The organism is Chryseobacterium sp. IT-36CA2 (assembly GCF_949767875.1).
Lineage (GTDB): Bacteria > Bacteroidota > Bacteroidia > Flavobacteriales > Weeksellaceae > Chryseobacterium.
Genome location: NZ_CATKPG010000025.1, coordinates 191644 through 203890 on the forward strand (window position 1 = coordinate 191644; position 12247 = coordinate 203890).

Consider the following 12247-nt stretch of genomic DNA (forward strand, 5'->3'; position numbering starts at 1 on the left):
GGGAGCTTTTCCCGGAGTTTTTCGTTTTGCAATCAAAATGTATTTAATTTAATCTAATCCGATGGCTAAGCCGAATATCAGTGCTTTATCATCTTTGAAATAACTGTCTTTAAAGAAATTGCTGAAATCTTTTTTCACAAAGACACTGAAACTGTTGTATGAAAACGTAAGCTGTGCTCCGTACACAAAAGGATTTACCTGATAATTTCCACGGTCTCTGGTTTCGCCATCAATTCCTTTTACAATATTGTTGGTAGACATTTTTACTCCTCCGTATACATTGGCTCCTATTTTAAATCCTGTGTAATAGCTTCTGTACTGGATATCCATTCCGGCATTTTTAAGCTTGGAAAAATTATACTGAACTCCAAGAGGAACCATAATATATCCTGTTCTCAATTTGCTTTTCTCCAGATTTTCGCTGTATTGAGCCAGAGCAACTCCCTGATTTGCATTTCTTATAAACATCATATTGTTATCTGCTCTTACCGTTCTCCATGAGAATCCTAATCCTGAAGTAATGGCCCATGGGCTTGTTCTGCTAAGCTGGTAGTTCAGTTTAAGACCAAATTCCAGGTTATTGGCATATCCTATGTTTTTATCCAGCTCATTGTCAGGGGAACTGTTTGTCAATGTCATAATTCCGTAAGAGAAATATCCTGTAAAGCTTCTGCTGGGACGGAATTTTTTCAATAATTTTTCTTTCAGTTCTTCTTTAGAGGTAACATCAGTATTCAAAAGAGAATATCTTACCTGCTTTTGAATGACATCATCCAGATCAAAACCAAGTTCCTCGATTCTTTTATCCATTTTCTCAGAATAGCGGTCTGCAATCTGTGCTTTTTCTCGGTCGAAATCTGTCTTATCAAGGTTTCTGGCCTGCAAAACTACCAGTTCTTCTTCCATCAGCTTTTTTTCTTCCTGGATGATGGTATTGATTTTTGTGGCATATTCTTCCACTTTTTCTTTTACAATAGGGCTTACTTCGGTGTCTTTCTTAGAAGACAGGTTAATATTCAACCCCTTTTTCTGGGCATGGAATGTTCCTGAAATAGAGCATAGCAAGCCCATTACGATTAATTTCTTGATCATATTATTAATTTTTAAATTTTTACGGATAAATTATCTGGCATTCAAGTCAATAGTAGTAGCTACGTTACTTCCATCCTTTGTTTTTTCAATAACATCTTTATGTTCTACTGAGAAAAGCAGCGTGGAAGGATCTACATATTTTTTCTTTTTAACCGGAATTTTTAAAGAATCAGCTTTTGCCATCAGCTTAGGATTAGAAAGCTGAGTAAGCTCCAGTTTTTTCAGAGGAAGAGTTTCTTTGGGAATAAGTTTATTCTGACTTATCGCTACAGGGGAAATCACTTCTTCTTTATCCTGGGAAAGTATTTTCTTTACTTCCTTTTTTTCAGTATTCTCAATTGCGAGAGGAGCAGTATTCTGAGTCGGATCTTTTACAATTTCTTCTGTCGGATTTTTTTTGTCTTGCTTTACAATTTCCGGTTGAATTTCCGAAGGTTGATTAAGAAAAAACAGAACACTACCCAAACTGAAAGCCAACATCAAACATGCTGCTACCAAAAACCAGTTTATTTTTGATTTGGGACGAGTATTACTGCTGTTATAAAGTTCAATTTCAGACCACAGATCACGGGACGGAGCGATCTCTCTTTCCTCAATCTGTTTTTTGATCTGGTATTCTATATTATCTTTAAACGTTTTCATTTTTCACTTTTTTTTGTTGTTGAAAGTAGATCTTTCTTAATTTTTCTTTTGCTCTAAACAGCTGCGTTTTACTTACGGTAACTGAAATCTGCAAAGTATCAGCAATTTCCTGATGAGAATATCCTTCCAGCACATACAGGTTAAAAACCATTCTGTAAGCATCCGGAAGCTGATCCAAAAGTTCCTGCGCATTAAAATCACAATCAATCTCTGCTTCATGGATATCTTCGTGAAAAGATTGATTAATCTCGTCCAGATAGAAAACTGTTTTATGACTTTTGATAAAGTTCAGGCACTCATTCACTACAATTCTTCTTGCCCAGCTATCCAGATTAGACTCTCCTCTGAAGCTTTCTATGTGCTTAAAAATCTTACAAAATGCTTTAATGAGACAATCTTCTGCCTGGTACAAATCACTTACATAGCTTTTACTTACACTCAGGAATCTTTTGACATTCTGCTCATAGAAAATCTTCTGTGCAGCCGGATCCTGTTTCTTCAGGAGGCTCAACAAATCATTCTTTTTATTTCCGAACAAAAGTTTCATGCTTATATTGTTTCTATATTAAAGACAATCAAAACAAAAAAAGGTTACAACTTGAAAAAAAATATTTTGCTTTTTTAATATAATGAGTTGATTTTTTTTGCCCAGAGTTACAAATATTTCATCTTATTTTAATTTAGACAACAAAAAAATGCTTCCATTAAAAAACTGAAACACAATTTTTTAGATGAAAAATAATTTGTATTTATTTTTTCCTATATTGGAGATATAATTAATCCAAAACTAAAACCATGAAAAATTTAAAGAAATTAAAAAGAGAGAACCTGAAAACAATCAAAGGTGGAAACACGCCGCTTTGTGACATGTATCTGGTACAATACAACGGATATTATGCATGCTGTAGTGTCCCTACAACCAATCCCTGTGAACTGAAAAAAAGAGAGTGTCTGGTAGAAAACGGAATGTGTGACTCATTCAATCCTGGAAATCCGATATAGTTTCTGTAAAAAATAAAAGACTGCTTCATAAATAAAGCAGTCTTTTTTATTATTTATCCTGAGAATTCATCAAGCATATTCCTGGTGGGAACAAAGAAAAGCGTTCCTGTAACTGCTGTACTGAAATCTAAGATTCTGTCATAATTTCCCGGCGGATCACCTATAAACATATTAGTCAACATCTTTTTTGTTGTCGTAAATGTACTCGCATAAGCAATAAAATAGGTTCCAAACTCATTAGATGATGGGCTTCCAAAGGGCATATTATCTCTGACGATTTTCAATTCTTCTCCATTTTCACCTTCGATGTTGGCTAAGGCGATATGAGAGTTTGAAGGTTTTACATCATCAGACATTTCAATATCATTTTCCTTAGATCTTCCGATGACCTTTTCCTGATCTTCCGTGGAAAGACTTTTCCAGGCAGCCATATTATGAAGGTATTTCTGAACAAAAAGATAACTACCACCTTTGTACTGAAGATCTTCGTCTCCAATTTTGGCAAAATAATCCCGATCATCGCCATGAGGATTTTCCGTTCCGTCTACAAATCCGAGAATAGAACGAGCATCCCAATATTTAAATCCTTGAATCTCCAGAATGCTTTCCGCAACAGCGCTTAAGAGGTTGGATATTTCCATTCCCATATCAAAAATCAGACTTTTATTATCTGCCCTTAAATGAAAATGAAGATCTCCCGGAGTAGAAACGGCGGTATGTTTTGCTCCCCTTATTTCCTCAAAATCAACCAATTCTTTTGGTAATGGTGTCGGAAGATCCAGTTTTTTCCATGCTTCAGCACCAATTCCCATTACACAGCTTGCTCTGCTATCCGGAAAACGGTTGAAAACGGAATTATTAAGGTTTAATACCAAAGCACACAGTCTTTGAAAAACATCTTTCAGCTGCGGACTGTCATGAAGTTTCCAAACCATGAAAATGGTATTACTGTTAGGATAATCTGTTACATTCTGCGATTCTATCGTATTCATCTACGTTTTCTTTTAACGTATTAAATATCCGAAATTGAAACCTGATCTGCAAAATATTGCTCCAATTCTTTCAATGTTTCCGGATTGGTCTGGATATCTTTTACCAAAAGACCTTTGTTTACCACTACAATTCTGTTGCAGACTTCCGTGGTATGGGAAAGATCATGACTGGATATCAGAAAAGTAACACCATCCTGTTTTGATAATTCTTTAATCAGGTTTTTAAGTTTAATTTGCGTAGAAGGATCCAGGTTGGCAAAAGGCTCATCAAGAATGATAATCTCAGGGTTTCCGATGATGGCTCCTACAATTCCTACTTTTTTCTGATTTCCTTTCGAAAGATCTCGGATATACTTCCCTGATTTTAGGATCTCTCCGTTAAAAAGATCATGAAATGGTTTTAGAAATTCATCCACAGATGCTTTATTCTGGCCTCTAAGTTCTCCAATAAAGTAAAAATATTCTTCCGGAGTAAGATAACCAATGAGAAACGTATCATCCACAAAGGCTGAAACTTTGTTTTTCCATGCTTCGGATTCATTGACTTTAATTCCGTCAACGCTTACAGATCCGGTGGTAGCCTGAATCAAATCCAGCATCAGGCTGAAAAGAGTTGTTTTTCCGGCTCCGTTATTCCCTACAAGACCGAATGTTTCTCCGTTTGGAATTTCAAGGTGCTCAATATTAAGAACGGTTGCTGTTCCGTATGTTTTGGATAAATTTTGTATGTTGATCATGGCTTAATCTTTATTTTTAAAGGCATCCAGTGTGCTGTATTTTTCTTTTTTATAGTGTTTCACAATGATATCGAAGATCTTTTCTCTCATAAAAAACCCGATAATCCCAATAATAGCAATGCTGATTACTCCTCCGGTAATTCCTGTGAAATATTTTGCCAAAGCAAAAACTCCCATTGGAAGAAGCATTTTTGGAATTAATAAAAGCATTGCGATCATATTAAAGCTTCCTTTCTGTCCCAGTCTTTTCTCTTTTGAATTCAGATCAATCTGGGTTTTGTTGAAGGCTCCTGACCACAAGGTAAATTGAGAATTCACCCCAATATTGTACAATCCCGCTGCAAAAAACGTGATATAAACCTCCCAGCCAAAATACACATAGCAAAGCGCTGCAATGATGGACACACCGGTTACAATATTCATCAGCCACCATTTTGCTTTTAAATACTCTTTGTAAGGAACATTCAGGGTCATCATTAGAGGATAATAGGAGCTGTCAAACGCCGGTACTCTTTGGCCAAAAAGAAACTGAAAACCTCCTGTTACAAATAATCCCATAAACATCATCATTGCCGGAGTTTTGTAAATTGAAGAAGTAAACATCAGCAGTCCATAGAAAAGAAACATAAAACTGCCAAGCAAAATACCTTTGGTCACTTTATTACGCCTCAGCATTTTAACATCGTTATTGATAAATGTTCCAATGACACCGTATTTATTCAGGAAGGCAATATTTTCTGTTTTCCCGACTGTTTTCTTGGCTTCAAGCCCCTGATCCAGATAAAATTCTTTGCGTAGGTAACGGAAGCAGATCCACCATAATATCACAAACAAAGCAACAGGAATCAGTGCAAAATAAGGTTTTTCATAAAAGCTGAAGAAAACTGATTCTGAATAAGACAGAACCGGAATTATTTTATAATACCCCAGGCTTCCAATGATCACAAAACAAACACCTATGATAATGGCTAAAGTCTCTTTTCCGTTGAAGAAAATATTGATGAAATTATTCAGATAGAGCAATGCAATCACTCCAATAAGCCAAACTAATGTTCCTATGATATTATATCCATTGAATAAGGCAATCAGGGAGAATGTAATAAAAAATAAAGACATCAGCCAGCTGAATGCGGAAAGAAAGGTTTTGGCCAGCATATAATTAACCAATGTGTTCTTCCGGATATTCATAGTGAGAAATGGCTTAATATTCTGTGTAGGAACATCCTGCCATAGATATTTAACCACCAGATCTATAATCCAGGCCACAATCATGAATTTTGAAACCACTTTTAAAGGATCCTGATGCATTTCTTCCTGTATGTAGAAAAAAGCAATAAAGGCTCCGCCCAGGAGACACCCAATAAAATAAAGGATCCCGATAAACCTGAGTATTTTCATGGTTAGATTGATCCCTAAAGATGTACCACGAAAAAAGCTTTTGATTTCAAGCCTAAGGAACTTTAGAAACATATGTTAGTTTTTATACATTAGTAAATATAATGTATAATATGTTACAAGTTTTTAAGGAAAAGTGTATTTCTGTTGTTATCCGATAAGTTCTTTTGCCTGTGCTAGGGCAGCTTCGGTAATTTTACTTCCGGAAAGCAGCTGGGCAATTTCGTTCAGTTTTTCCTCGTTGCTTAAAGGAATGATAGTAGATTGTGTTCTTCCTGAAATATCCTGCTTCACTACTTTATAGTTGTCATTTCCTTTTGCAGCTACCTGCGCAAGGTGAGAAATAACGATAAGCTGCATGTCTTCGGACATTTCTCTCATCAGGTTTCCGATCTCTTCGGCTACTTTTCCTGAAACTCCAGTGTCAATTTCGTCCAGAATAAGGGTTGGAAGCTCATCACTTTCTGCAATAATCTTCTTTACAGCAAGCATTACTCTTGATCTTTCTCCTCCGGAAATAGCTGTTTGAATCGGCTTCAAAGGAAAACCGGAATTAGCCTGAAACAACAGCTGAATATTTTCTTTACCAAACTGATTGAATTCTTCGGCATCCTGCAATTCGATATCTACTTTTGCTTTTTCCAGTCCTAATTTTTTAAGAAGACCTTCTGCTTTTTTAATGAAAACAGAAATATTTTTATGTCTGTTTTTGGAAAGCTTTGCTGCAAGAGTTTGAAGTGTTTTTTCTTTTTGAGAAATATTTTCTTCTGTCTCTTCAATCTGTCCTTCCAAATCTGAAGCTCCTTTCTGATCTCCAGCCAGCTGATTTCTGATTTCAATCAGTTCATTAAGATCTGAAACATTATGCTTAAGGAATAAAGCGTTAATTTTATTGTTAAGATCAGTAAGATAGACCAGATTTTCCGGATTGATTTCAACTTTTTCCGCTTCGTGCTCCAGCTCGGAAATGATATCTTTAAGCTCTACAAAAGAGGTTTCTAATCTTTCATCAAGCTCTGCGAAACTAGTGGATACTTCAGAAATCTTTGAAAGCTTGTTTGTGGCCTCATGGAAGAAAGATAAAATTCCTATTTCCTCCTGATGGAATCTGGATAAGATCTGACCCACATTTTCAGAAATCATTCCTGCATTTTCCTGAATAGAAAGCTGGTTCTGAACATCTTCATAGTCTACATCGTCCAGCTTAAGTTCTTCCAGTTCATTAAGCAGAAATTCTTTGTAATCGCTTTCTTTATTAGATTCTGAGAGTTGGGTTTTGAGTTTTTTTAACAATAATTTAAGATTCTGAAAATCAAAAAACTCCTGCTGATACTCCTCGATGATCTTTTTATTTTCAGAAAGTCCGTCTATAATTTTAAACTGATATTCTGAGGTAAAAAGATTGGATGTTTCAAACTGGGAATGAATATCAATTAATTGTGAGGAAAGCTCCTTAAGAATATCAAGCGTTACCGGTACATCGTTAATAAATGCGCGGGATTTTCCTGATGGAAGGATTTCTCTTCTGATAATGGTCTGGTGCTCATAGTCCAGATCATTTTCAATAAAGAATTTTTTAAACTGATTATTAAGCGAAAACTCGGTTTCCACCACACTTTTCTCTTCCGTTTTGGCAATAGATTTTACATCTGCTCTTTCCCCTAAAATAAGACGAAGAGCACCCAAGATAATAGATTTACCTGCTCCTGTTTCACCGGTAATCACCTGTAAACCATTTTTCAATGATACATCAAGGGTATCAATCAGGGCAAAGTTTTTAATGTAAATTCTAGAAAGCATTGATAATCCGGGTTATGGTTCAATTTGAATTTGAACTGTAAAAATAAGTTTTTTTTTATTGAAGAAAGAAAATGTTTTTTGATTACTTTCTCACAATAACCTGACTGTTTGCCAACTTATTCACAGATCTTTATACTTTCCATTTATTCCATCTATCTTCAATGTATTTTGGAGCGAGAATGATCATGGTTTGTTTAAGATCGTTGAGAATCAAACCTCCATTATTTCCAGAATTGAAAATATTGAATATTTCGTCCTTTTTAGTGACCATAAATGTATCGAAGAAAAATGACTGTTGAAATGAGTTTTCGTACATCTTCAGCTGCATCAGAGCATCAAAAATCACTTTTTTTCCGGCGGTCTGATCCTGATTGAAAAGGTTATCCAATCCAGCTCTGTGGTAAGTATAAAAAGTAGAACGCAACTGATTCCAGTTTGGGTTCATAATTTCATTAATCAAGATAGAGCGGCTTCTCGGTTCATTGATGGTATTCCACCCTTCATAGTTCCTGTTTTGGGAATTCTGTGCAATCTGCTGTGCTTTTGCAAACCATTGGGAACCTCCCATAGACTGAAAGCTGTCACCATCATACCCTAAAATAACATAGATATAGAAGCTGATTACATCCGTAAGGTTTTTCCCCGAGAACTGTCTTTCATTAAAAATAAGACTTTCATTCTCGATATATTCAAATGCAAATCTCTGATCCTGAACATTCAGTAAAGGAGATTCATAAGTTGTATTATAAACAGGACGTGCAGCATTAACAACAATGTAACCTTTGAATTTATTGACATCTCTTTCAGAAATAACAATGGAAAAACCACATTTTATTTTTTCAAAATTCTGAAGCTTTTTCCCAGTCCAGCTGGTATTATTGATAAAATCTCTAAGACTTTTTTCCAATGCCTTAAATGTCTGCTGGTTACTTCCTCCTATTTGTTGGGAGCTTACAATTACGTTTGCCAGCAATTCCTGAGAAAAACTTTGGGTATATATAAAAAGCAGAAAAAATAAACTTATAATTTTTTTCATTGTCTACTAAAAATTGAGAACGGAAATTTATTAAAATTATTTTAAAAGTTGAGACTCAACAAAATTAAGAATATCTTTCGCTACTTCGTCTTTGGACTTTAGATTAAACTCCTTCTTTTCCGTCTTGGTAAATATTTTGATTTTATTGGTATCATTCTTAAAACCGGCACCTTCATCCCGCAGCGAGTTCAACACAATCATATCCAGATTTTTCTTTTCCAGCTTTCCTTTTGCATTTTCTTCTTCGTTCTGGGTTTCCAGGGCAAATCCTACTAAAAACTGGTGCGTTTTCTTTTCACCCATGGTTTTAAGAATATCCGGATTTTTTACCAGTTCTATCGTCAGGTTTTCATCATTCTTTTTGATTTTCTCCTTCGCAACTTCTTTGGGAGCATAATCAGCGACTGCTGCACTGGCAATTCCTATGTCTATTTTATCGTAGAACTCAAATACTTTTGCCAGCATCTCTTTCGCCGAAGTTACTTTATGAAGCTCCACATTCGGATCATTGATCGTTTGAACACTTGGTCCTGAAATCAGAATTACTTTTGCTCCTCTTTTTGAAGCTTCTTCTGCCAGAGAAAAGCCCATCTTTCCGGAAGAATGATTTCCAATGAATCTTACAGGATCAAGAGCTTCATAAGTAGGTCCTGCAGTAATTAAAACGGTTTTACCTTCAAGACTTTTAGATAGATTGCTGTTGGCAAAATGATTTTCAACAGTATTAAAAATAGTTGCCGGCTCTGCCATTCTTCCTTGTCCTATCAGGCCACTTGCAAGTTCTCCATTTTCAGCAGGAATAATAATATGTCCAAAGCTTTCAGCTAGTTCCAGATTCTTCTTTGTGGAAGGGTGTGCGTACATGTCAAGATCCATTGCAGGAGCAATGAATACAGGACATTTTGCAGACATATAGGTCGCAATAACCAAATTATTACACATCCCATGAACCATTTTAGATAAGGTATTCGCCGTACATGGAGCTACAATCATAACATCTGCCCAAAGTGCCATTTCTACATGGCTGTTCCATGTTCCGTTATCGTTGTAAAATTCCGAATACACCGGTTTTTTGGAAAGTGTAGAGAGGCTTAGTTTCGTCACAAAATGTTCTGCATCAGGAGTCATAATTACTTGTACATCGGCTCCTTTCTTCACAAAATCTCTTATCAGAAAGTGAATTTTGTAGGCTGCAATTCCTCCAGAGACAGCGATAAGTATCTTTTTACCGGAAACATTCATTTAGTTCTAATTTTTTGAAATACTAAAATACTTATTTTTTCCCACACAATAAGGCTTTAAAACAACAAAGGTCATAAAAGAAAAGATTTCCTTTATGACCTTCATCTATAAAAACACAGAAGATTTATTTTCTTTCTTCTGTTTTTCTGAAATAAACATCTTCGTTTAACCATTCTTCAATAGCAATTGAAGTTGGCTTTGGAAGCTTTTCGTAATGTTTAGAGATCTCAATTTGTTCTCTGTTTTCGAAAACCTCTTCTAATGTAGAATTGTGAACGGCAAATTCATCCAATTTGTTGTGAAGTTCCGTACGGATCTCCGCATTGATCTGCTCTGCTCTCTTTCCCATGATAACAATAGCTTCATAGATTGAACCTACTTTATCTTCAATCTTATCTTTATCGTAAGTAATCGTATTTACTTCTGCTTTTGTATCTTTTACACTCATTTTGAGAAAATTATTTTTATTTTAAGATGGCAAATTTACGAATTATCTTTGAATTTTGAAAGTCGCTGCCGGAGGAGGGGTCTTAAGTGCTGCACTGTCCCTCTGTAACTGCATTGCTTTCTTTTCATTGCTGATCTGATCTTTAATTTGCTGTTCAGTTTTATCTTTAGCAGCCAATTTTTCAGCCTCTTTTTTCTGTTTTGCATTTAAAACTGCCATTCTTGCTTCAGTTTGTTTTTTAACAACCACAAAGTTTTGTTTTTCCTTTTCCAGTTTTTCTCTAAGATCTGTTGCTGTCTTAGAATATTCTGTATTAGGAAGCTCCTTTTCTACCAGTCTTGTATACGTCAATGCACTTTCAATACGCTCATCTTTAAGACTATAAACGGATTTCGTTGCCAGCTCATAACGAGATTTCATGATATAATCATAAATCTTTGAACGAAGTTTTGTACTTGGAAAATCTTCCAAAACGTTTTCCAAAGCTACATTTGCTGCTTTGTACTCTCCCATTTTGTAATATTGTTTTCCATTTTCAAAAGCTTTAAATTCAAGCTTATAAGACAGTTCATCAATTAACTGGCTGATATTTTTAGATCTTTCAGAGTTTGGATAATTGTTCAGGAATTCCTGAAGCTCATTAATAGCCAACTCTGTACTGGACTGATCTAAGTTGTAATCCATAGATCCTTCATAGTAGCACAATGCAGACATATATGCCGCCTCTTCAGCTCTCGGATCTTTTGGAAAACTCACTGCAAAGTTTTTAAACTGGTGACCTGCCAGCTTATAACTCTTATCATAATAGTTAGCATAAGCCGTGTTGAAACCTACATTAGGAAAATCATCAGTTCCCGCCACAAGATTCGCTAATCTGTCATAAAGAGCCAATGCATTTTTCCACTTTTTCTTAGCGAAATTTTCATTAGCTGCTTTTAAGATAAACTCTTTATCAGCACTCCTCATTGCTCTTTCCTGCTGGCTTACACAAGATGAAATCACCGCTACAGCGAAAAGACCTAAAATATATTTTTTCATATAAAAAATTCAACAGTTTTCGGATTATACAGCCGATTTACTAATTTGCAAAAATATAACTTTTTTGTCAATAGATTTTTTTTTATGAATATTTAACGTAATTTTAGTCTGCAGCGTATCCCAAAATAGCAAAAACACTTAATAAAAGATTCATTCTTACCTTTTTCTCAGCTTCTTTTGCATAGGTTTCTTCATTTTTACTCGGAACATAAAGCTCATAGAAATTTTTATTCCTGATTACAAACAAAGTAGATCCGATAATCATTGTAAGAATATCTTCAGGCTTGGGAGTAAAAGTAAAAACTCCGGAAGCAACTCCTTTTTTGATAACTTCATCCAGCTTTTTTACAAATAACTGATAGAAATCAAGCAATTCATCTTTCAGATTTTCTGTATGACGAAGCTCCTGGGTAACGAAACCATGGAAATAATTATACTTGAACAACTGAGAAACGATATACTTTATCATTTCCCTCATCTGCATTTCCGGTTTCCCATCTTTGATGGTATCCGCGAATTCTGAAAAATTTTCTCTAGTCTTCAGTACCCTGTACTGATAGAGATAAGACATCATTTTCTCTTTAGAACCGAAGTAATAAGAGATCATGGCGACATTGATATTGGCTTTGGAACAAATATCTCTTACAGAAGTTCCCTCATATCCTTTCTTGGCGATGAGCTCTTCTGCAATATCCAATATGTGAATCTGTTTTTCTGTAAATTTTTTTTTCATGAAGTGCACTTTGAGTAAAGTTAAGAAATTTTTAACACATTTATAAACGATCGTTTAATAATTTTAAATTAATTCTGAAAAATGCTACTT

Annotated in this window: 13 protein-coding genes; 1 reads left to right on the forward strand and 12 read right to left on the reverse strand. The window is 35.2% G+C overall.

Translation table 11 applies throughout. From position 1 onward, the window contains the following. Positions 1 to 48 precede the first annotated feature (48 nt). Genes ACM6F9_RS21230 through ACM6F9_RS21240 form a run of 3 tightly spaced genes read right to left on the reverse strand, consistent with a single transcriptional unit; the run spans position 49 to position 2281 of the window. Positions 49 to 1092: a porin family protein gene (locus ACM6F9_RS21230; RefSeq protein ID WP_414847507.1), complete on the reverse strand. Its 1044-nt coding sequence runs from the start codon at positions 1090 to 1092 to the stop codon at positions 49 to 51. 30 nt (positions 1093 to 1122) lie between these two features. Beyond that, positions 1123 to 1734, reverse strand: a complete 612-nt coding sequence (locus ACM6F9_RS21235) for a hypothetical protein (RefSeq protein WP_414847508.1) — start codon at positions 1732 to 1734, stop codon at positions 1123 to 1125. Continuing rightward, positions 1721 to 2281, reverse strand: coding sequence for an RNA polymerase sigma factor (locus tag ACM6F9_RS21240; RefSeq protein WP_414847509.1), 561 nt, complete (start codon positions 2279 to 2281; stop codon positions 1721 to 1723). The genes ACM6F9_RS21235 and ACM6F9_RS21240 overlap by 14 nt, the downstream gene beginning before the upstream one ends. 248 nt (positions 2282 to 2529) lie before the next feature. Between ACM6F9_RS21240 and ACM6F9_RS21245 the strand changes: the two genes are divergently transcribed. After that, on the forward strand, positions 2530 to 2736 hold the full coding sequence (locus ACM6F9_RS21245; protein ID WP_414847510.1) for a bacteriocin-like protein: 207 nt from the start codon (positions 2530 to 2532) through the stop codon (positions 2734 to 2736). A gap of 53 nt (positions 2737 to 2789) precedes the next feature. Here the strand turns inward: ACM6F9_RS21245 and ACM6F9_RS21250 are convergent, their stop codons facing one another. The 9 genes from ACM6F9_RS21250 to ACM6F9_RS21290 form a co-directional block, all read right to left on the reverse strand. Beyond that, complete coding sequence (locus tag ACM6F9_RS21250) at positions 2790 to 3728, reverse strand: Dyp-type peroxidase (protein ID WP_414847511.1); 939 nt, start codon at positions 3726 to 3728, stop codon at positions 2790 to 2792. A gap of 20 nt (positions 3729 to 3748) precedes the next feature. Beyond that, positions 3749 to 4465 carry an ABC transporter ATP-binding protein gene (locus tag ACM6F9_RS21255; RefSeq protein WP_414847512.1) on the reverse strand — a complete coding sequence of 239 codons (717 nt, stop codon included), beginning with the start codon at positions 4463 to 4465 and terminating at the stop codon, positions 3749 to 3751. Positions 4466 to 4468: 3 nt separating this feature from the next. Continuing rightward, complete coding sequence (locus ACM6F9_RS21260; protein ID WP_414847513.1) at positions 4469 to 5935, reverse strand: DUF5687 family protein; 1467 nt, start codon at positions 5933 to 5935, stop codon at positions 4469 to 4471. 75 nt (positions 5936 to 6010) lie between these two features. After that, positions 6011 to 7660, reverse strand: a complete 1650-nt coding sequence (locus ACM6F9_RS21265) for a DNA repair protein RecN (protein WP_414847514.1) — start codon at positions 7658 to 7660, stop codon at positions 6011 to 6013. Between the two features lie 130 nt (positions 7661 to 7790). Continuing rightward, the gene (locus tag ACM6F9_RS21270; protein ID WP_414847515.1) at positions 7791 to 8696 is read right to left on the reverse strand and encodes a DUF4835 family protein; all 906 of its coding nucleotides are present in this window, start codon (positions 8694 to 8696) and stop codon (positions 7791 to 7793) included. A 36-nt stretch (positions 8697 to 8732) separates the two neighbouring features. After that, on the reverse strand, positions 8733 to 9938 hold the full coding sequence (gene coaBC, locus ACM6F9_RS21275; RefSeq protein WP_414847516.1) for a bifunctional phosphopantothenoylcysteine decarboxylase/phosphopantothenate--cysteine ligase CoaBC: 1206 nt from the start codon (positions 9936 to 9938) through the stop codon (positions 8733 to 8735). Between the two features lie 124 nt (positions 9939 to 10062). Beyond that, positions 10063 to 10386: a DNA-directed RNA polymerase subunit omega gene (locus tag ACM6F9_RS21280; RefSeq protein ID WP_034681463.1), complete on the reverse strand. Its 324-nt coding sequence runs from the start codon at positions 10384 to 10386 to the stop codon at positions 10063 to 10065. A 42-nt stretch (positions 10387 to 10428) separates the two neighbouring features. After that, entirely contained in the window at positions 10429 to 11424 is a 996-nt protein-coding gene (locus ACM6F9_RS21285) for an outer membrane protein assembly factor BamD (protein ID WP_414847517.1), read from the reverse strand. A 103-nt stretch (positions 11425 to 11527) separates the two neighbouring features. After that, positions 11528 to 12157, reverse strand: a complete 630-nt coding sequence (locus ACM6F9_RS21290; protein ID WP_065396359.1) for a TetR/AcrR family transcriptional regulator — start codon at positions 12155 to 12157, stop codon at positions 11528 to 11530. Positions 12158 to 12247 lie beyond the last annotated feature (90 nt).